The organism is Micromonospora tulbaghiae (assembly GCF_900091605.1).
Classification (GTDB): Bacteria; Actinomycetota; Actinomycetes; order Mycobacteriales; family Micromonosporaceae; genus Micromonospora; species Micromonospora tulbaghiae.
This window is the reverse complement of sequence record NZ_FMCQ01000003.1, coordinates 296,633-316,005: the sequence shown is the minus strand read 5'-3', so window position 1 is coordinate 316,005 and position 19,373 is coordinate 296,633. Positions and strand designations below refer to the sequence as shown.

General features: G+C 73.4%; 20 protein-coding genes and 2 tRNA genes. 10 read left to right on the top strand and 12 right to left on the bottom strand.

The features are described 5' to 3' along the window. Nucleotides 1-20: 20 nt before the first annotated feature. Nucleotides 21-96 (bottom strand) — tRNA-His (locus tag GA0070562_RS10400). A 90-nt stretch (nt 97-186) separates the two neighbouring features. Continuing rightward, the gene (orn, locus tag GA0070562_RS10395) at nt 187-777 is read right to left on the bottom strand and encodes an oligoribonuclease (RefSeq protein ID WP_013474266.1); all 591 of its coding nucleotides are present in this window, start codon (nt 775-777) and stop codon (nt 187-189) included. Between the two features lie 74 nt (nt 778-851). On the opposite strand from orn, the gene GA0070562_RS10390 reads away from it, so the two are divergent. Continuing rightward, nucleotides 852-2,147 carry a glycosyltransferase 87 family protein gene (locus GA0070562_RS10390; protein ID WP_091419163.1) on the top strand — a complete coding sequence of 432 codons (1,296 nt, stop codon included), beginning with the start codon at nt 852-854 and terminating at the stop codon, nt 2,145-2,147. 101 nt (nt 2,148-2,248) lie between these two features. On the opposite strand, the gene GA0070562_RS10385 is transcribed toward GA0070562_RS10390, so the two are convergent. From GA0070562_RS10385 to GA0070562_RS10375, 3 genes are all read right to left on the bottom strand, one after another. Next, nucleotides 2,249-3,097 (bottom strand): hypothetical protein, encoded by an 849-nt coding sequence (locus tag GA0070562_RS10385; protein WP_091419161.1) that lies wholly within the window; start codon nt 3,095-3,097, stop codon nt 2,249-2,251. A 140-nt stretch (nt 3,098-3,237) separates the two neighbouring features. Continuing rightward, the gene (locus GA0070562_RS10380; RefSeq protein WP_091419158.1) at nt 3,238-3,966 is read right to left on the bottom strand and encodes a YcnI family copper-binding membrane protein; all 729 of its coding nucleotides are present in this window, start codon (nt 3,964-3,966) and stop codon (nt 3,238-3,240) included. Nucleotides 3,967-3,982: 16 nt separating this feature from the next. Next, nucleotides 3,983-5,650, bottom strand: coding sequence for a copper resistance CopC/CopD family protein (locus GA0070562_RS10375; RefSeq protein ID WP_091420205.1), 1,668 nt, complete (start codon nt 5,648-5,650; stop codon nt 3,983-3,985). A 222-nt stretch (nt 5,651-5,872) separates the two neighbouring features. Between GA0070562_RS10375 and GA0070562_RS10370 the strand changes: the two genes are divergently transcribed. From GA0070562_RS10370 to GA0070562_RS10355, 4 genes are read left to right on the top strand one after another with little or no spacing between them, the layout of a single operon-like run. Then, complete coding sequence (locus tag GA0070562_RS10370) at nt 5,873-6,460, top strand: sigma-70 family RNA polymerase sigma factor (RefSeq protein WP_091419155.1); 588 nt, start codon at nt 5,873-5,875, stop codon at nt 6,458-6,460. 30 nt (nt 6,461-6,490) lie between these two features. Then, a complete protein-coding gene (locus GA0070562_RS10365; RefSeq protein ID WP_091419153.1) occupies nt 6,491-7,015 on the top strand; it encodes a MauE/DoxX family redox-associated membrane protein in 525 nt (174 codons plus the stop codon). Beyond that, nucleotides 7,008-7,724, top strand: a complete 717-nt coding sequence (locus GA0070562_RS10360; RefSeq protein WP_091419150.1) for a DsbA family protein — start codon at nt 7,008-7,010, stop codon at nt 7,722-7,724. Before GA0070562_RS10365 ends, GA0070562_RS10360 begins: the two co-directional genes overlap by 8 nt. Beyond that, nucleotides 7,721-8,824, top strand: a complete 1,104-nt coding sequence (locus GA0070562_RS10355) for a hypothetical protein (RefSeq protein ID WP_091419148.1) — start codon at nt 7,721-7,723, stop codon at nt 8,822-8,824. Before GA0070562_RS10360 ends, GA0070562_RS10355 begins: the two co-directional genes overlap by 4 nt. A 141-nt stretch (nt 8,825-8,965) precedes the next feature. Here the strand turns inward: GA0070562_RS10355 and GA0070562_RS10350 are convergent, their stop codons facing one another. From GA0070562_RS10350 to GA0070562_RS10335, 4 genes are read right to left on the bottom strand one after another with little or no spacing between them, the layout of a single operon-like run. Next, complete coding sequence (locus tag GA0070562_RS10350) at nt 8,966-9,727, bottom strand: energy-coupling factor ABC transporter ATP-binding protein (RefSeq protein ID WP_091419145.1); 762 nt, start codon at nt 9,725-9,727, stop codon at nt 8,966-8,968. Further along, entirely contained in the window at nt 9,724-10,494 is a 771-nt protein-coding gene (gene cbiQ / locus GA0070562_RS10345; RefSeq protein WP_091419143.1) for a cobalt ECF transporter T component CbiQ, read from the bottom strand. Before cbiQ ends, GA0070562_RS10350 begins: the two co-directional genes overlap by 4 nt. Before the next feature lie 2 nt (nt 10,495-10,496). Beyond that, nucleotides 10,497-10,916, bottom strand: coding sequence for a PDGLE domain-containing protein (locus tag GA0070562_RS10340; protein ID WP_091419140.1), 420 nt, complete (start codon nt 10,914-10,916; stop codon nt 10,497-10,499). Continuing rightward, the gene (locus GA0070562_RS10335; protein WP_091419138.1) at nt 10,913-11,632 is read right to left on the bottom strand and encodes an energy-coupling factor ABC transporter permease; all 720 of its coding nucleotides are present in this window, start codon (nt 11,630-11,632) and stop codon (nt 10,913-10,915) included. Before GA0070562_RS10335 ends, GA0070562_RS10340 begins: the two co-directional genes overlap by 4 nt. Nucleotides 11,633-11,754: 122 nt before the next feature. On the opposite strand from GA0070562_RS10335, the gene bcp reads away from it, so the two are divergent. The 3 genes from bcp (at nt 11,755) to GA0070562_RS10320 (ending at nt 13,016) form a co-directional block, all read left to right on the top strand. After that, nucleotides 11,755-12,225 carry a thioredoxin-dependent thiol peroxidase gene (gene bcp, locus GA0070562_RS10330; protein WP_013474255.1) on the top strand — a complete coding sequence of 157 codons (471 nt, stop codon included), beginning with the start codon at nt 11,755-11,757 and terminating at the stop codon, nt 12,223-12,225. 113 nt (nt 12,226-12,338) lie between these two features. Beyond that, nucleotides 12,339-12,424, top strand: a tRNA-Leu gene (locus GA0070562_RS10325). Nucleotides 12,425-12,488: 64 nt separating this feature from the next. Beyond that, nucleotides 12,489-13,016, top strand: coding sequence for a GNAT family N-acetyltransferase (locus GA0070562_RS10320; protein WP_091419136.1), 528 nt, complete (start codon nt 12,489-12,491; stop codon nt 13,014-13,016). 388 nt (nt 13,017-13,404) lie between these two features. Here GA0070562_RS10320 and GA0070562_RS10315 read toward each other — a convergent pair whose 3' ends face one another. Then, entirely contained in the window at nt 13,405-14,475 is a 1,071-nt protein-coding gene (locus GA0070562_RS10315) for an expansin EXLX1 family cellulose-binding protein (protein WP_091419134.1), read from the bottom strand. A gap of 353 nt (nt 14,476-14,828) precedes the next feature. On the opposite strand from GA0070562_RS10315, the gene GA0070562_RS10310 reads away from it, so the two are divergent. Further along, nucleotides 14,829-15,896, top strand: a complete 1,068-nt coding sequence (locus GA0070562_RS10310) for an LCP family protein (RefSeq protein ID WP_091419131.1) — start codon at nt 14,829-14,831, stop codon at nt 15,894-15,896. A 109-nt stretch (nt 15,897-16,005) separates the two neighbouring features. Next, a complete protein-coding gene (locus tag GA0070562_RS10305; protein ID WP_091419128.1) occupies nt 16,006-17,460 on the top strand; it encodes a sugar transferase in 1,455 nt (484 codons plus the stop codon). On the opposite strand, the gene rfbD is transcribed toward GA0070562_RS10305, so the two are convergent. Together rfbD and rfbB are read right to left on the bottom strand one after the other, a co-directional pair. Continuing rightward, on the bottom strand, nt 17,429-18,307 hold the full coding sequence (rfbD, locus tag GA0070562_RS10300; RefSeq protein ID WP_091419125.1) for a dTDP-4-dehydrorhamnose reductase: 879 nt from the start codon (nt 18,305-18,307) through the stop codon (nt 17,429-17,431). The genes GA0070562_RS10305 and rfbD overlap by 32 nt on opposite strands. Next, on the bottom strand, nt 18,307-19,305 hold the full coding sequence (gene rfbB / locus GA0070562_RS10295; protein WP_091419123.1) for a dTDP-glucose 4,6-dehydratase: 999 nt from the start codon (nt 19,303-19,305) through the stop codon (nt 18,307-18,309). The genes rfbD and rfbB overlap by 1 nt, the downstream gene beginning before the upstream one ends. Between the last annotated feature and the right edge of the window lie 68 nt (nt 19,306-19,373).

The following is a 19,373-nucleotide window of genomic DNA, read 5'->3' as shown; positions in this document are numbered from 1 at the left end:
CGGAGGAGGGGGCTTCGTGTTGGGGTGACTGATGGGAATTGAACCCACGACAACCGGGACCACAACCCGGTGCTCTGCCAACTGAGCTACAGCCACCATGCTCGCCGCTCCGGTCACCCGGGGCGGTGCGCGGACCAATCATAGCCACACCACGGCCGACCCCGTCCACCGGGTTCGGCGCGGGCGTCAGAGCTGGGCGGCGATCGCCTTCGCGGCCTCGACGTCCGGCCCCGGCAGCGGTACGAACACGGTCCGCCGGTAGTACTCCAGCTCGCGGATGCTCTCCCGGATGTCGGCGAGCGCCCGGTGGGCCAGGCCCTTCTGCGGCTGCCCGAAGTACACCCGCGGGTACCAGCGCCGGCACAGCTCCTTGATCGAGGACACGTCGATCATCCGGTAGTGCAGGTGGGCGTCGAGCCGGGTCATGTCGCGGGCCAGGAAACCCCTGTCGGTGGCGATCGAGTTGCCGCACAGCGGGGCCGTACGCGGATCCTTCACGTAGCTGGTCACGTAGTCGAGCACCATGTCCTCGGCCTCGGCCAGCGTCACCGTGGAGCGGCGTACCTCCTCGGTGAGGCCGGACTTGGCGTGCATGGTGCGCACGATCTCCGGCATGCCGTCGAGCGCCTCGTCGTCGGCGTGGATCACCACGTCGACGCCGTCACCGAGCACGTTGAGGTCGGGATCGGTGACGAGCGCGGCGACCTCGATCAGCGCGTCGCGCCGCAGGTCGAGCCCGGTCATCTCACAGTCGATCCAGACGAGAAGATCAGCCACCGGGACAGACTACGCGCCGCCGACCCGCCCGCGCCTCGGCCCGGCGGCCGAGGTGGACCGCTAGGGTTTCCTGCGTGCCAGCCGAACCCGCCGCCCCACCCGCCGTCGCCCGCGACGACGCGGGCGGGCGTACGGCTCTCCGGGTGGTCGTGGTGCTGGCGCTGATCGCGATCCTGCCGGCGCCCTACCTGCGCAACCTGCGGCACGACTACTACGACCAGAAGATCTACATGTCGGCGATGGACTGGTGGGCGGCCGGGCACCCGCTCTACGACTACGTCCAGCCGGACCGGGTGCAGGGTGCCCTCTACTTCACCTATCCGCCGTTCGCGGCGCTGCTCCTGGCGCCGTTCGGGTATCTGCGGCTCGGCGTGGCCATCGCCGCCTTCGCGGTGCTGACAGTTGCCGCCGTGGTGGTGACCACCCGGTGGCTGGTCCTGCCGGTGCTGCGGCGGCACGACCTGCCGCTCGGGTTCGGCCTGACCGTCGCCGTGCTGCTGGTGCTGGCGGTGGAGAGCACCCGGGAGACGCTCACGCTCGGGCAGATCAACATGTTGCTGGTGGTGCTGATCCTGGCCGACCTGCTGTTCGCCGTACCGCAGGGTCGGCGCTGGGCCGGCGTGGGCGTGGGGCTGGCCGCGGCGCTCAAGCTCTTCCCCGGCATCTTCGTGCTCTACCTGCTCGCCGCCCGGAAGTGGCGGGCGGCGGCCGTGGCGGCGGTGACAGCGGCGGTGGCCACGCTGCTGGCGGCGGCGGTCGCGCCGGGCGACTCGTGGCGGTTCTGGACCCACGAGCTGTGGGTGACCGACCGGGTGGGCCGCCCCGACTACACCGGCAACCAGTCGCTGTTCGGGCTGCTCAGCCGCCTGACCGCGCCGGCCGAGCCGGACCGGCTGCTGTGGCTGTTGCTCGCGCTGGCGGTGGCCGCGTTCGGACTGTGGCGGGCGGCGCGCGCGGCCCGGGCGGGTGACGCGCTGGTGGGTCTCACCCTGACCGGGCTGGTGGGCGGGCTGGTCAGCCCGATCACCTGGATCCACCACCTGTACTGGTTCATCCCCGCAGTGGTGGTGCTCGTCGACGCGGCACTGGACGCCGATCCGGCGACGCCCGCCGGGACCCGCCGCCGCGGCGGCCTCTTCGCGCTGGCCGCCGTCGTCGGCCTGCCGATCGTGTACGGATTGGTGACGTTCCAGGACTGGGGCACCGCCATCGTGCACACGGACGACCCGGTCGACTTCGTGGTCCGCAACGTGTACGTCCTGCTGAGCCTGCTGGTGCTCGCGGTCCTGCCGATCCGCCGGCACGCGGACGAGGAACCGGCGACTCGGACTGAACGGACACACCTCGCAACAAACGGCGATCAGCGCTAATCTGGTATCAACTACCTCAGGTTTCTCCAGGTAGCACCGATCCCCCGGTGAAGAACGGCCCTCCGCGTCGGCAGCGCGGAGGGCCGTTCGGGTTCTCGTCGTCAGTCCTCGTCGGGGCACCGGCCGGGCGGCGGAGCGATCGCCGCACGGGTCCGCGCGCCGGCCCCTGAACCCACTGCCACCAGGTGCCGCTCGGGTCGCGACGCCGGGCCCGGCTGCCGGCCCAGCCCGCTCAGCGACGTGACGCCGAGACGCCCGGCCAGCACCGGCACCTGGTCCGGCTCGACCACGAAGACCACCTCACGCGGCCGCAGCGGGCGCACCAGCACCACCACGGCGAGGACCACCAGCAGCGTCCCGCCGGCCAGCAGCGCCCACGCCAGCCCGGGGAACCACCCGGCCCGCAGCTCGGCACGCATCCGCAGGTCGAGCCCGTCCGCGCCGTCCACGCGCATCACGACCAGGCTCAACGACCGGCCGGAAAGCTCCGCCGGGCTCCACTCCAGGGAGCCGACGCCCTCGCGTACCCAGAAGGGCTGGGACATCGGCGCGGCGGTGCCGGCGCCGGCGGTGGCCGGGTCGAGATCGACAGGTAGCTGGCCTCGGGTGACAGCGACGCGGCGCACCGTACTGTGCGGGACGTCGGCCAGCCACCGTCGCACCTGGTCGGCCGGGGCGAGGCCGAGGAAGACCTCGCCGTCGTCGTCCCGCGCGGTCAGGTGCAGCCGGGCCTGCCCGGTGCGCGCCAGCGGCAGGTCGGCGCGCAGCAACGCGTCCACGTCGGCCACCAGCACCGCGCGGGCCGGCGTGCGGACCGGCTCGAACCGGGCTCCGAACCCGCCGTCGGGGCCGGCGTGCCGGGCGGCGAGCCAGAGACCTCCACCCGCCAGCAGCGCCGGAATCCCCAGGGCCAGCAGCACCATGCCGGCGATCGTGCGTACGAAACGCATTCGCGTCGTCCCTCTCCGTAGCCAATTACCCGGCCGACCTTACCGACGCGCGTCGGCCGATCGCCGGATATCGGCGGCACCCGTCCGGGACGGCGACCGGCCCGGCGGATCGTTCCGCCGGGCCGGTGAACCGCTCACGTTCAGGACTTCGCTGCGGGTTCCCGCCGGGTACGCGCGAACGCCAGGCCGCCGAGGGCCAGGCCGCCCAGTCCGGCGACCAGGCCGGCCACCCCGAGGGCGGTGGCGGCGCCGGAGCCGTCGTCGTCATCGTCGTCGTCCGCCGCGGCGGCGGCCGGCGCGCTCGCGCCCGGCGAGGCGGGCGCCGCGGCGGCCAGCTTGAGCACCGGCGCCGGGTTCTCCGGCTCCTCCGCGCCCGGCGTCGGCTCCTCGATCCACCGGGAGACGTTGCCGTCGGAGTACGTCTGGAGCACCTTGAACACCATCGTGTCGGCCTGCGGCAGCGGACCCATGGACACCGGGAACTCCTGGAACTCGCCCGGCTTCACGCCGCCGTTCGGCGCGGCGGTGAAGGTCAGCTTGGAGACCGCCTCGGTGAGCTGGCTGCCGTGCACCTCGATCGGCGGGTCGACCTTGCGCTTCTCCACCGCGACCGTCCAGCCCGCCACCGGCATGGTGGAGACCGAGCCGACCGGCGCGTTCTCCGGCAGGTTCACCTCGACCTTGACTGTCGACGCCGTGTCGCTCTCGTTCGGCACCCGGAACGCGAACCGGCCGTAGCCGCCCTGCGTACCCTCGGCCGGGTTGATCGTGACGTGCGCCGAGGCCGGCCCGGCCAGGCCGAGCACCGCCGTGGCGACGGCGGTGAGGGTCAGCGCGGCGACTGTCGCGGGGCGCCGGAGACGGATCATCAGATGGGACCTTCCGTTACTTGATCGGCACGGTGGCGGTCACCGTGGCCTGGTCGATGTCGGTCGTGCGGACGGTGATGCGCAACTGCCAGTCGCCTCGCGCCGGCAGGTTGACCTCGCCGGTGGCGTGGTTGTCGCTGAGCGGGAGCAGCGGGACGGTGATCGGCTCGATCCCGGCCGACGGCAGCGCGGCGGTGACCTTCCACTCCTGCACCGGCTGGGGACGGCTGTCCTTGGTGTAGGCGTACAGGTGCAGCGAGTTGTTGCCGGTCTCGGCCGGGTCCAGCTGGACCTCCAGCGAGTAGATCGGGCTGCTGAGCGTCGTGGAGAAGTAACCCCGCTCGGCGCCCCCGACGTCCGCGGCGGCGGTGCGCGCCGGGGTGGTCTGCACGAGCGTCGCCGACACGCCCAGCACCACCGCCGTGATCACCAGCTCGGCCACCACGGCCCGTCGCATCGCGCCCGGCCGGCCGGCGGCGACCCGCCGCCGCACCAGCGCCCGGGAGTACGCGGCCACGCCGATCACCAGCGCGAACAGCACGATCTTGGCGAGCAGGAGCCGCCCGTACGTGGTGCCGAACAGCGCCTGAATGCCGGCCACCTCGATCAGGCCCTGCACGGTGCCGGCCAGCAGCAGCGCGGCCACCGCGAGCGCGGCCCAGCGGGACCAGATCGGCAGGATCGCGTCCAGCTCGCGCTCGTCGGCCCGGCGCAGCAGGAACACCGCGAGCATGACCAGACCGCCCAGCCAGACGGCCATGCCGCCCAGGTGCACCGCGTCCACCACCACCGAGACGGCGGGCGCGGGCGAGGCAGCCGCGTGCCCGGCCAGCGGCCAGGTGAACAACGCCGCGCCGCCGAGAACGGCCAGGATGATCCCGTCGGTACGGCCGATCGGACCCGCGAACAGCGGCCGGAGCAGGAACGCCGCCGCGGCGAGCAGGCCCAGCCGGACCAGGTGCGTGGTGCCGTAGGCACTGCCCAGCACGTCGCCCAGGCCGGAACCGGTCACGTCGAACAGGCCGCCGCCGTTGACGTACGGCACCTGGAGCCACACCTCGGCGAGCGTCGCCGCCACCAGCAGGCCCAGCCCGGTCCAGGCCAGCCGTGCCGGTCCCCGGCGGGACAGCCGGCGCGGCCAGAGCGCGGCGAGCACCAGCGCCGGGCCGACCAGCAGCAGCAACCCGGCGTAGCCGGCGTACTTCGCCACCTTCACCGCGTTCTCGGTGACCGGGTTCGCCCGGTTGTCCGAGCCGCTGTCGGTGGGCGGCTCCGACGGCGCGCCGACGGAGTAGGTGAAGGCGCCGGAGACCGGGTGGCTGTCGGCCGAGATGACCCGGTAGCTCACCAGGTAGGTGCCGCGCGCGCCGGACGGGTCCACCGGGATGGTGACCTCGGCGCCCTGGAACGTCGGCTCGCCCCGGTCGGCCCGCGAGCCGTCGGGGGCGATCACCCGTACCTTCCCGGGCACCTTGCGGACGCCCTCACTGAACGTGATCACCACCTGCGCGGGCGCCTCGGGCACCACGGCGGAGGCGGCCGGGCTGCTGCTCACCAGCACCGCGTGGGCGGCGGCCGGGGTGGCCGGGACGAGCAGCAGGGCGACCAGCAGGAGCAGCAGCCCGGCGGCGGCCCCGGAACGGGCGGCGACGACCCGGGACGGGCGGCGTACGGCAGCAGTCATGACCGCCATGGTTCCCGAACCGGGGCGGGTCCGGCGAGCCGGTCTCCGGCGGGCGTGACCGAGCGCCCACCCGGCACGGCGGCGCGCGCCACGCCGGGCCTGCTCCGAGGTCATGGGAGGGTAGTCGGACGGCGGACGGGAAAAGTTCCCGGCGTGTGCCGGACCACGGAATGGGTCGAAGGACCCTGTCCCCTCCAGGTACGCCGCGTAACCTCGGGTGACGTGATCCCCGGCTCGCGCGACACCGCCGCCGACCGCCCCGAGGCGGCACCCGACGCTGCCCGGGACGCGGCCACCGGCTGGGCCCTGGCCGCCCGCGACGGGAACCGCGACGCGCAGGCCGCCTTCGTCCGGGCCACCCAGGCCGAGGTGTGGCGCTTCGCCGCCGCGCTCGTCGACCCGGACAGCGCGGACGACCTGACCCAGGAGACGTACCTGCGGGCGTTCCGGGCGCTGCCCGGCTTCGAAGGGCGCTCCAGCGTGCGTACCTGGCTGCTCGGGATCGCCCGGCGGGCCTGCGCCGACCACCTGCGGACAGTGGTGCGCCGCCGCCGGCTCGACGCACGGCTCGCCGCCCAGGCCGCCACCGACCGCCCGTACCCGGACCCGGCCGGTCAGCTCGGCGCCACCGACCTCGTCCGCCGGCTGCCCGCCGAGCGGCGCTCCGCGTTCGTGCTCACCCAGTTGCTCGGCCTGTCCTACGCCGAGGCCGCCGACGTGGAGGGGGTGCCGGTGGGCACCATCCGCTCCCGGGTGGCACGCGCCCGCGACGAGCTGGTCGGCGCCGTCGGCGACACGATGACCGGATAGCGGGAACCTTTCGTGACACTCGGACGACGAATGACTGTGACCCCCTCCCCCTCCCCGGCCGGTCGCTGGCAGACGCTGCGGCCCTGGCTCGGCGTCGCCGCCCGCCTCGGGCTCGCCGCCGTCTGGCTGATCGCCGGCGGCACCAAGGTCGGCGACCTCGCCGCCTCCGGCCGGGCCGTGAACGCGTACCAGGTCATGCCGTACGACGTGGCCACCGTGATCGGCGCGGCGCTGCCGTTCGTCGAGCTGGCCCTGGGCGTGCTGCTGCTCGCCGGGATCGCCACCCGGATCAGCGCCGGTGTGTCCGCGGCGCTGCTCGTGGTCTTCATCGCCGGCATCGCCTCGGCCTGGGCCCGGGGCCTGGCCATCGACTGCGGGTGTTTCGGCACCGGCGGGCAGCTCGCCGCCGGCCAGACGCCCAGCTACCTCCCGGAGATCCTCCGGGACCTCGGGTTCCTGGTACTCGCCGGGTTCCTGCTGATCTGGCCCCGCACCCCGTTCTCCGTGGACGGGTGGCTGGCGGGCGACGACACCGTGGAGGACACCGATGAGTAGTCGCAAGGGGCGCAGGGACGCGGCCCGGGTCGTACGCGAGCAGATCGCCCGGGAGAAGCGGCGCAAGCGCACGCTCTGGACCTCGATCGCCGCGGTGCTGGTGCTCGTCATCGCCGGCGGCATCGGCTGGGCCGCCTACTCCAGCCAGAAGTCCGACGAGTTCACCGCCCCGCCCGGGGCCAACGACGCCGGCACCGGCATCGTGCTCGGCACCGGACCGGTCACCATCGACCTGTACGAGGACTACCTCTGCCCGGCCTGCAAGCAGTTCCAGCAGATCAACGGCGAGACGCTCAACCAGCTCGTCAGCGAGGGCAAGGCGAAGCTGGTGTTCCACCCGGTCGCGTTCCTGAACCGCTTCTCCACCACGGAATACTCCACCCGCTCCTCGGCCGCCTCCGGCTGCGCCGCGCAGGGCGGCAAGTTCCGCGAGTTCACCGACCAGCTCTTCGACAGGCAGCCGCCGGAGGGGGGCGCCGGGCTCAGCAACGACGAACTCGTCGACATCGGCGCGGGCGTCGGGCTGAACCGCGACGAGTTCGCCTCCTGCGTCTCCGACGGCACGTACCGGTCGTGGACCGAGCACGTCACCGACGAGGCGAGCAAGTCCGGCGTGACCGGCACCCCGACCATCAAGATCAACGGCAGTGAACTCCAGGACCGCAGCCCGGAGGGGCTCAAGTCGGCGGTGGAGGCGGCCGGCAAGTGATCACACCCCTGCGCCGGGCCGCGCTGGTGCTCGCCGTCGCGGCAACCGCCCTGCTCACACTCGCCGCGCCGGCCGCCGCACACGGTGCCGACGCGCCCGACGGCACCGACTACCGCGCCACCATCAGCGGCGTCGACCCGGACGGTCCCGGGCTCACCGCGCGCATGGTGGAGGCCGGTGCGCGGCTGGAGCTGACGAACGACACCGACGCCGACGTCACGGTGCTCGGCTACTCCGGTGAGCCGTACCTGCGCATCGGCCCGGTCGGCGTGTACGAGAACACCCGCTCCCCCGCCACCTACCTGAACCGGACGCTGGCCGGGGAGACCCGGCTGCCCGCCGAGGCGAACCCGGCCGCCGCGCCCGACTGGCGGCGGATCGACGACGGACCCACCGCCCGCTGGCACGACCAGCGCACGCTGTGGCGGGAGGACGCCCCGCCCGCCGCCGTCGCCGCCGACCCGGACCGGGAACACCGGGTACGCGACTGGACGGTGCCGCTGCGCGCCGGTGACACCACCGGGGCCGTACGCGGCACGCTGGACTGGGTACCGCCGCCCGACCCGTACCCCTGGTGGGTGGCCGCCACGCTGGGCTTCCTGCTCATCGGCGCGGCGGGACTGGCACCGGGCGGCACCGCCGCCGGGGTACGGGCGCTGCGCGCGGTGGGCGCGCTGCTCGCACTGGGCGGCGCGGCGACGGTGGCGCTCACCGTCGCCCGCGCGCTGGACACCGGCCCCCCCGGCGTCGGCGGAACGCTCGCCGAGCTGGTCACCGGTCAGGTGTGGACGCTGCTCACCGGGCTCGGTGCGCTCGCCGCCGGCGGGTACGCGCTGGCCCGCCGCCCGGCCGCCGACTTCGTGCTGGCGCTCGCCGGCGCCTGCCTCACGCTGTTCGCCGGAGTGACGAACCTGGCCGCGCTGTCCCGCTCGATCCCCCCGGCCGCCGGCCCGGCCGTGCTGGTCCGGGTGCTCGTGGTGGTCGGCCTGGCGACAGGCGCCGGCGCGGTGGCGGCAGGCCTGCTGCGCCTGCGCACCGCCGCACGAGCAGCCCGCCCCACCCCCGCACACCCCAACCCAACCCGCACCTCAATCTCCTAGCCCAAGCCTCCCCGCCCAGCCCTCGGCGACCTCGACCCCGGCGATCTTGCAGTTGCTGACCCTTGGGCGTGACTTCTGTCCCGTTATGCCCGGGCGGGAAGTGCAAGATCGCGGACGGGCGGAGGGTGTGAAGGGGCGGGGTCAGGTCGGGCGGGGGGCGAAGCCGTAAGGGAGTTCCAGGCGGTGAGCCTTGAGGAGTGCCTCGTCGGACAGGAGATCGGCTGTGGGGGCGTCGGCGACGATGCGGCCGCCGTCCAGGATCACCGAGCGGGGGCACAGCTCGGCCGCGTACGGCAGGTCGTGGGTGACCATGAGCAGCGTCACCGGCAGCCCGCGCAGGATCTCCGCCAGCTCCCGGCGGGCGGCCGGGTCGAGGTTCGACGACGGCTCGTCCAGCACCAGGATCTCCGGGCGCATGGCCAGCACGGTCGCCACCGCCACCCGGCGCCGCTGCCCGAACGACAGGTGATGCGGCGCCCGGTCCCGGTGCTCGCTCATCCCGACGGCCGCGAGGGCCTCGTCGACCCGCGCGGCCAGCTCGGCCCCGCGCAGGCCCAGGTTCGCCGGGCCGAACGCGACGTCCTCGGCGACGGTGGGCAGGAACAGCTGGTCGTCCGGGTCCTGGAAGACGATGCCGACGCGGCGGCGTACCTCGGCCAGCGTCTCCCGGTCGCGGCTGACAGTCAGGCCACCGACGCTCACCGTGCCCTCGGTCGGGGTGAGGATGCCGTTGAGGTGCAGCACGAGCGTGGTCTTGCCGGCGCCGTTGGGCCCGAGCAGCGCCACCCGCTCGCCGCGCGGCACGGTCAGGTCCACCCCGTGCAGGGCGACGTGACCGTCCGGGTACGCGTACCGGACGCCACTGATGTCGAGGGAGGGCGGCTGCTGCACGTACCCGATCATCGCAGGACGAGTGCGACGGCGGCGATGGAGGCCGCGATCGCCGGCACCGTCGCGGCGGCCGCCCACTGGCCGGCGGTGGCCGCGCCGGCCCCCTGCCACACCGCCGGCATCCGGCCGGTGTAGCCGCGGGAGAGCATCGCCAGGTACACCCGCTCGCCGCGCTCGAACGCGCGCAGGAACAGCGCGCCGACCCCGGCCGCGAAGCCGCGCAACTGCCACAGGAAACGCGGGTCGTCACCCCGGGACACCCGCGCCACCCGCATCCGCCGGGCCTCGCCGACGAGCACCTCCAGGTAGCGCAGCATGAACGTGGCGATCTGGGTGAGGATCTGCGGGCACCGCAGCCGGTCCAGGCCGACCAGCAGGTCACGCGTCGTCGTGGTCGCCGCCAGCAGGAGCGACGCGAGTACGCCGAGCGTGCCCTTCGCCAGGATGTTGAACGCGCCGTGCAGCCCGTCCACGGACAGGGCGAGGCCGGCCACCTCGACCCGCTCCCCCGCGCCCAGGAACGGCAGCGCGAACGCGAACAGTACGAACGGCAGCTCGATCAAAGCCCGGCTGAGCAGCCAGCGCGGGCCGACCCGGGCCAGCGCGGCCACCACGGCGACCAGGAGCGCGTACCCGCCGAAGGCCCAGTACGCCTCCCGGGGCGTGGCCACCACCGCGACGGTGAACAGCACCATCGCGGCGATCTTCACTTCCGGCGGGAGGCGGTGCACCGGCGAGCCAGACTCGCGATAGAGCACGTGCGCGTGCCCGGCACCCATGGTCAGCGTGTGCCGGTGGACGGGGTCGCGGCCTCTTCCACCGGGTCGGCGCTCGTGGCGGGTGCGGCCTGCGTGGCGTTCGTGGCGGGGGTGCGGCGGCGGGCCAGCCAGAACAGGCCGCCGCCGAGCGCGAAGGTGAGCAGCACGCCGAGCACGCCGGACAGGCCGGTGGAGACGAAGTCGTTGCCGATCCCGCGGACGCCGTAGTCGGCGAGCGGGCTGTCCGCCAGCTCGTGGTCCTTGGCCTGCTGGGCCGGGCAGCTGCCGCCGGTGATCTCGTCGTCGGCGTTCACAGTGCAGCCCTTGAGCAGCGACGAGTCGAGCCCGTCCGGGTGCGAGGAGGCGTAGTTGCTGACCACGCCGGCCAGCAGCAGGGCCACCAGCAGGCCGCCGAGCAGGAACGGCCAGTGACGCTTGCTCATCGGGCACCTCCGGCGACCGGGACGGCGGGAGCCGGCGTGGCCGGCTTGAGGGCGCGCAGCGCGTACACCAGGTCGGGCCGGACCTTCGCGACGGTGACCACTGTGGTCGCGGTGATCAGGCCCTCGCCGATGCCGATGAGCAGGTGGGCGACGGCCATGGTGCCGGCCAGGCCGGTGAGGTTGCCGCCGAGGTCGGTGGTGCCGCCCAGCCAGTACTGCAGCACGAAGCCCTGGGACGCGACCACCACGCTGACCAGCGCGGAGACGAACGCGGTGACGGCCAGCCCGGCCGGGGTACGCGGCAGCACGCGCAGCAGCAGCGCGATCAGCAGGTACGCGGCGGCGGTGCCCAGCAGCGCCATGTTGGTGATGTTGAGGCCGAGCATCGCGACCCCGCCGTCACCGAAGACCAGCGCCTGCACGATCAGCACCACGGCGACGCAGAGCGCGCCGACCCAGGGGCCGACGAGCAGCGCGGCCAGTGCGCCGCCGAGCAGGTGACCGCTGACCCCGGCGGTGAAGATCGGGAAGTTGAGCATCTGCACGGCGAAGATGAACGCCGCCACCAGCCCGGCCATCGGAGCCAGCCGGTCGTCGAGGTCGGCGCGGCCCCGCAGCACGCAGAAGGCGAGCGCGGCGAGGGCGAGAGCCGCGAAGATCGCGGCGACCGGGCCGTTGATGATCCCGTTGGAGATGTGCATCGCCAGGGTGTCCACGGGCTCAGCTTATTTCCAGGAAGGCACTGTTGCCAATATCTTGCAACTACACATGGTGCCCGTCACCGCGCCCGCGCGTCGCCGTCCGCCGACCGCACCGGCCCGGCGGTATCGTCACCGCCATGACCGACCGCCTCAAGCCCGGCGACCCCGCCCCCGAGTTCACCCTCCCCACCGACGACGGCGGCACGCTGTCCCTGGCCGGCCTGCGCGGCCGCAAGGTCATCCTGTACGCGTACCCGGCCGCCATGACGCCCGGCTGCACGAAGCAGGCGTGTGACTTCCGGGACTCGCTCGCCTCCCTCCAGGCCGCCGGCTACGAGGTGGTGGGCATCTCGCCGGACAAGCCGGCGAAGCTCGCGAAGTTCCGCGACCGGGACGCCATCACGTTCCCGCTGGTCTCCGACGAGGACAAGGCGGTGCTGACCGCGTACGGCGCGTTCGGCGAGAAGCAGATGTACGGCCGCACCGTCACCGGCGTGATCCGCTCGACGTTCGTGGTGGACGAGGACGGCAAGATCGAGCAGGCGTTCTACAACGTGCGGGCCACCGGTCACGTCGCCAAGCTGCGCCGGGACCTCGGTCTCGACTGAGGTCACCGGCCCGGAGCGCCTCGTCGCATCGCGGCCGGTCGCGGCCGGTCGCGGCCGGTCGCGGCCCGGAGTACACACGGCTCCGGCGCGACACTCTAAACTCGGCGGGTCGGGCGGGAGTGGCGGAACGGCAGACGCGCAGGCCTTAGGAGCCTGTGTCCGAAAGGACGTGGGGGTTCGAAACCCCCCTCCCGCACCATCAGCGGTGTCACGCCCATCACGAACGCGGGTGCGGGCCGCGTCGCCACGCGCAGGATGGCGTCGTGGACCTGCGTTTCGTACTCGACCCCGACCTCACCCCCGAGCTGCGCGAACAGATCATCGCGCTCTGGGTGGACGTGACGAACGCCGGCGGCGCCGTCGGCTTCGTCGCCCCCGTGACGGCGGACGAGGTACGCCCGCTCGCCACCTCGACGCTCGACGAGGTGGCGGACGGGCCGGACCGGCTCCTCGCCGGTTACGAGGGCGAACGCCTGGTCGCCGTCCTGGTCGTCGCCGACAACCGGTTCCACCTCAAGACGCACTGGCGGGTGCTCAAGCGCGTCATGGTGCACCCCGACACCCAGGGACACGGGTACGGCGCGGCGCTGATGCGCGAGGCCGAGCGGATCGCCGGAGGGCTCGGCCTGACGGCGCTGCACGTGACGGTCCGCGACGGTCTGGGACTGGACCGCTTCTACAAGCGCCTCGGATACCGCGAGATCGGCCGCCTCCCCGCCGCGCTGCGCCTGTCCCCCACCGACGCCCGGGACGAGATCCTCATGTGGCGAGACCTCCCCACCCCAACCTGACCCGCCCCGGCCCGGCCCGGCCACCCCGGACTCGCCCCGGCTCGACTCGGCCCGGCTTGGGTTGACTCGGGCTCGGCTCGGCCCTACCCGGCCCCGCCCGGCGATCTTGCACTTATAGCCCCGACAAAAACCGCATCCAGGACAGATGCAGGGCAGCAAGTGCAAGATCGGCGAGGGCTGGCCACGAGGCGCCGCCCTCTCGCCGACCCCTCCCGGCTCCCGGCTCCCGGCTCCCGGCTCCCGGCTCCCGGCTCCCGGCTCCCGGCGATCTTGCGGTTGGTGCCCGGGCGAAAGGTGCTTGTGCGGCAACGGAGGGGCCGCGAGTGCAAGATCGACGAGGGCTGAGGGCGGGCGGGGCCGCTGGCAGGGCAGGAGCAGACGGGCGGCGTCAGGAGCAGGGAGCCGGGGTGGGTGGGGCGGCGGCTGCCTGCATCACGGGCTCGGTGGGTGCGGCGGGAGCCGGAACCGGGGTGGTGGCGGAAGGGCTGGGGGTGGGGCTCGGGGGTGTGGGGCTCGGCTTCTTCGGGGTGGGCTTGGGGGTGGCGGCATTGGTGCCGTACATGCGGGTCTTGCTGCGCTGCACCTGGCCGGGGAGCATCCGGATGCCGGTGGCGGTCGCGCGGTGGCCGTACACGTCGGTGACCCGGATCTCGTACGGGCCGGGACCGGCCCCTGACTCGATCAGCCAGTAGTTGTAGTCCTGCCGCTGCGCCGCACGCCACGAGCCGTTCTGCCGCACCTCGACCGAGCGCAGCGGGTTGCCGTGGTCACCGACGAGGACGGCGAACCACCACTGCGACGAGCCCTCCTTCATCCGGAACGTGAGCGGACCGGTCAACCTCGGGTTCACCACCGCGCGGTAGCTGACCTTCACCACCCCCTGCACCGGATCGGCGATCCGGGCGAACGCCTCGGCGGAGAGGTCGAGGTGACCCGGCGCGCACTCCGGGCACTGGTCCATCACCTGCACCCGCACGGTGCCCCGTGGGCCGGTGACGTCGAGGAAGCCGCCGCAGGAGGCGCCGGAGGCGTATTCGCCCGGGCCGAGCGCGACGTACATCCGGTCGGCGGGCGCGCCCGGCCGGGAGCAGTTGCCGCCGGCGCCCTCGGAGTCGTAGAAGGTCGCCTTGCCGCTGCGCGTCGCGCCGCCGAGGGGCGGGGCGGCGGCCACCGGCAGGGCGGCCACGGGCGGGAGGGCGGCGGCACCCGGCGGGAGGGCGGCGACCATGGGCGGGAGGGCGACCACGGGTGCCCCGGCAGCGAGGGGAGGCGGGGCCGCGCAGGCGGGGGCGGCGCCGCCGCGTACCGCGAGGGTCACCGCGACCGCGGCGGCGACGGCGACCAGACCGGCGGCGGCCAGACGGCGACGGCGTGCGGCGGCGCGGCGACGACCGTCCGGGGTGGCGGGTCCGAACGTGTCGCCGGCGGTCGGCGGGTGGGGTGCGGTGCCGTCGGTCACGCCGGTCGATGCTGCCGGACCGGTCTGCCGCCCGACAAGCGAGCTAAGCGAAAGCTAAACCGGGCGCAGCGCGCGGGCGCTGGAGACGACACCGGCCAGCCCGGAGGAATCTGACCACTGTTGCCGAGCTGGTGGCGGCGGACGGTGAGGCCACTCCCCTCCCCCTGCCGCCGGCGAGGTCGGGGTGCTGCCGCAGCGAGCCCTCCAGGCGGACGCGCCGGACACCGGATCCGGCGGGTGCCCGGCGGCGAGGCCCGGAGCCGCCACCTCGGTCCGGCGGTCGAGCGCCGCCGGGGGCGTCACCGTCCGGGCGCGGGTCCACACGGTGCGACGCGAATCAGTAGCATCGCGGCATGTCAGATCGCCACCAGCTCACCGATTCCGACCCACGCGAGCAGGGCTCCGATATGGAGCCGGGCGGGCCCGTGGAGGAGAAGCGGCCCCGGCGCCGCCGGGGCCGGCGGATCGCCCTGATCGTGCTGCTGGTGGTCGTGCTGCTCGCCGGCGGGGGCGCCCTGGCCGGTGGCCTCTACTACCGCTCGGTCGACAAGTCCATCGAGCGGGTCGACGCCTTCGAGGGGGTGCCGGAGGAGTCGCGCCCACAGGTCGAGGCCAAGGGCGCCATGAACATCATGATCCTGGGCAGCGACTCCCGCGATCCGGAGAGCACCGGCGGCTCGCGCAGCGACACGATCATCCTGGCCCACCTGCCGAAGGACCGGTCGAGCGCCCAGCTCATCTCGATCCCCCGGGACACCTGGACGGCCATCCCGAAGTCGAAGGAGGGCCGCGGCGGTCGCGACGCGAAGATCAATGCCGCGTACGCGTGGGGCGGCGTGCCGCTGATGGTGCAGACGGTGGAGAAGTTCAGCGGCGTACGGGTGGACAACGTGGCGATGGTCGACTTCGCCGGCTTCAAGGAGATCATCGACGCGCTCGGCGGCGTCGAGATCGACGTGGAGAAGGGCTTCACCACGAAGTACTCGCTGATCGGCACGCGAACCTTCGAGAAGGGCCGGCAGACCATGGACGGGGCCGCCGCGCTCGACTACGCGCGGGAGCGGCACGCCTTCCCCGACGGTGACTTCGCGCGGATCCGGCACCAGCAGCAGGTGATCAAGGCCATTCTGGACAAGGCCGCCTCGGGCGGTGTGCTGACCAACCCGGCCAAGCTGAACTCGTTCGTCCGCGCCACGTCGGACTCGGTGGCGGTCGACAAGTCACTGTCGCTGGTGGATCTGGCGATGGAGATGCGTGGCCTGCGCGGCGGCAACCTGACGTTCTTCACCTGCCCGGTGAAGGGCACCGGCCGGGTCGGCAGTGAGAGCGTCGTGTTCCCCGATGCGGCGCGTTCCAAGACGCTGTTCGACGCGGTCCGCCGCGACTCGGTCCCCGAGATCCTCGCCATCAGCGGAAAGTAGGACGTCGATCTGTCATGCCGGTGCTGGCGGCGGGGCGGGGCCGCTCGTATCCTGCGATCGCCGTCGGTCTCTGCATCCGGGCCGGGGGCGTCACGGGGGAGGATCGACCATGCCACGCCTGCCGGCGTTCGAGCATTCGTCCGCGCCACCGTCCGGTGTGGCCATGAACACGCCGATGGACAGTGGCCTGGACACGACGACGGTGCTGCCGTACGCGGGTTCGCGGGCGTCGACGCGTACCCGCTGGTTGCGAGCCTGGATGGTGACCGCACCCATCGACGTCGCGGCGCTGCTCGCGCCGCTGCTGCTCACGCAGAACTACTGGCGCGGCACGTTGTTCAACGCCGCGCTCGCCGTGGGGCTGTTCGCCGCGGGCGGGCTCTACCGGCCGCGCCGGCACATCAGCATCCTGGACGAGCTGCCGAGCCTCGGCGGCCGGCTGCTGGCCTCCGGCGCGGTGGGGGCGATCATCGCGGCGCTGCGGCACGACTCGGTGCCGTACGTCAGCGGGTTCATGCGCGGCGTCGCGCTCTCCGCCGGCCTGGTGATCGTCGGGCGGGCGCTGAACAGCCGGCTCATCCTCCTGGCCCGCAAGCGACGGTGGGTGGAGCACAACGCGATCGTCATCGGCGGCGGGCCGATCGGCGGCGAGCTGGCCCGGCTGCTGCGTCGCTACCCGCAGTACGGGCTGCGGTTCGTCGGCGCTGTCGACGCCCCGTCACGGCCGCGGATCGGCGCGTTGCCGCTCATCGGCACGATCGACGACCTGGAGAAGCTCGCCGACATGCTGGAGTGCGAGGTCCTGATCATCGCGGACCCGGACTGCTCCGAGGCCGACCTGATGGAGGCGCTGCTGCGTCCGGCCAGTTCCCGCTGTGACCTGTGGGCGGTGCCGCGCCTGTGGGGGTCGCGGTCGCAGGGCGGCTACCCCGACCACATCGGCGCCATCCCGCTCATCAAGATCGGCGACACCACGCTCACCGGTCCCCGGTGGCGGCTCAAGCGCGCCTCCGACGTGGTGTTCGCGGTGACCGCCCTGGTGCTGCTGAGCCCGCTGCTGCTGCTCTGCGCCGTCGCCACGTTCCTCGACGGCGGCCGGGGCGTGTTCTTCCGCCAGGAGCGCATCGGCCGGTACGGCAAGCCGTTCCACGTGATCAAGTTCCGGTCGATGCGCCCGGCCGACGAGCACGAGTCGCAGACCACCTGGTCCATCGCGCACGACGAGCGGGTCGGGCCGATCGGGCGGTTCATGCGGCGCACCTCGCTGGACGAGCTGCCGCAGCTGTGGAACATCCTGCGCGGTGAGATGAGCGTGGTGGGGCCCCGGCCGGAGCGGCCCTACTTCGTGGAGAAGTTCTCCATGGAATACCCGAGGTACGCGATGCGTCACCGCGTACCGGTCGGGCTCACCGGTCTGGCGCAGGTCAGCGGCCTGCGCGGGGACACGCCGATCTCGGACCGGGCCCGGTTCGACAACTACTACGTCGAGAACTGGTCGCTCTGGCTCGACATCAAGATCGTGCTGCGTACCGTCACCGAGGTCTTCCGGGGCGGGGGGCGCTGAGCGCGTCGGTCAGGTCCGCGTACCAGTCCCCCGGCGGCGGCAGCTTCGCCGCCTCCCACCGGCCGTGCGCCAGCACGCTGTAGCGGGGACGCGCCGCCGGGCGCGGGAAGCGGTCGCTCGTGGTCGGCCGGACCCGGTCCGGGTCGAGACCGCGCAGGGCGAAGACGGCGCGGGCCAGGCCGTACCAGGTCGTCTCGCCGGCGGCGGTGCCGTGGTACGTCCCGGGCTCCGCGTCGCCGGCGAGCGCCGCGTCGGCGAGCGCCACGAGACGCTCCGCGAGACGGTACGACCAGGTGGGCTGCCCGTACTGGTCGTCCACCACGTCGAGCCGGTCGCGTTCGGCTGCCAGCCGCAGCATCGTCTTGACGAAGTTGCGCCCGTGGGTGGCGTAGAGCCAGGCGGTGCGCACGACGTACCCGGTCTCGGGCAGCAGCCGGGCCACCGCCAGTTCCCCGGCGAGCTTGCTGCGCCCGTACGCGTTGACCGGGCCGGTCGGCGCGTCCTCCGGGTACGGCTCGGTGGCGTCGCCTGCGAACACGTAGTCGGTGGAGACGTGCACCAGGCGCGCGCCGGACACGGCACAGGCGTGGGCCAGGGCGGCGACCGCGTCGCCGTTGACGGCTGTGGCGTCCCGCTCGCGCGTCTCGGCGCCGTCCACGTCGGTCCAGGCGGCGGCGTTGAGCACCACGTCGTGCCCGCCCACCGCGTCCCGGACCGCGTGGGCGTCGGTGACGTCGAGGTCGGCGCGGGCGGCGACGGTGACCGACAGGTCCGGCCGGGTCCGCAGCACGGCGAGCAGGTCCCGCCCGAGCATCCCGCCCGCACCGGTGACGAGCACCCGGGTCATCAGTGGCCGGCCGTCTTCAGCGGCTCCCACCAGGCCCGGTTGTCCCGGTACCAGCGGACCGTCTCGGCCAGGCCCCGGTCGAGGTCGATGCTCGGGGCGTACCCCAGCTCACTGCTGATCTTGCTGATGTCCAGCGAGTAGCGGCGGTCGTGGCCCTTGCGGTCGGTGACCGGCACGACCCGGTCCCAGCCGGCCCCGCACGCCGCCAGGAGCCGCTCGGTGAGCTGCCGGTTGGTCAGCTCGGTGCCGCCGCCGATGTGGTAGACCTCGCCGGCCCGCCCCTTCTCCTGCACCATCGCCACGCCCCGGCAGTGGTCGTGCACGTGCAGCCAGTCCCGGACGTTGCCGCCGTCGCCGTACAACGGGACGGTGCCGCCGTCGAGCAGGTTGGTCACGAACAGCGGGACGACCTTCTCCGGGAACTGGTACGGCCCGTAGTTGTTGGAGCAGCGGGTCACCACGACGTCCAGGCCGTGGGTGCGGTGGTAGGACAGCGCCAGCAGGTCCGACCCGGCCTTCGAGGCGGAGTACGGCGAGTTCGGCGCCAGCGGCCAGCTCTCCGTCCACGAGCCGGAGTCGATGGAGCCGTACACCTCGTCGGTGGAGACGTGCACGAACCGCCGGACGCCGTGCCGCAGCGCGGCGTCGAGCAGCGTCTGCGTCCCGAGCACGTTCGTGGTGACGAACGGGGCGGCGCCGGTGATCGACCGGTCCACGTGCGACTCGGCAGCGAAGTGGACGATCACGTCGTGCCCGGGCACCACCTCGTCGACCAGCGCCGGATCGCAGATGTCGCCGCGCACGAAGCGCAGCCGGGGGTCGTCGCGTACCGAGGCCAGGTTCGCCAGGTTGCCGGAGTAGGTCAGCTTGTCCAGCACGGTGAGCGCGTCGGGGCCCTCGACCGGCACCCCGGCCGCGTCGCCGCCGGGCACGCCCAGCAGCATCCGCACGTACTCCGACCCGATGAAGCCGGCGCCGCCGGTGACGAGGATCCTCACGGGTCGTGGAGTCTACGCCGTGCCGGCAGCCCGGGCGGGACGTCGACGGGCCGCGGGGGCGGCGGCGT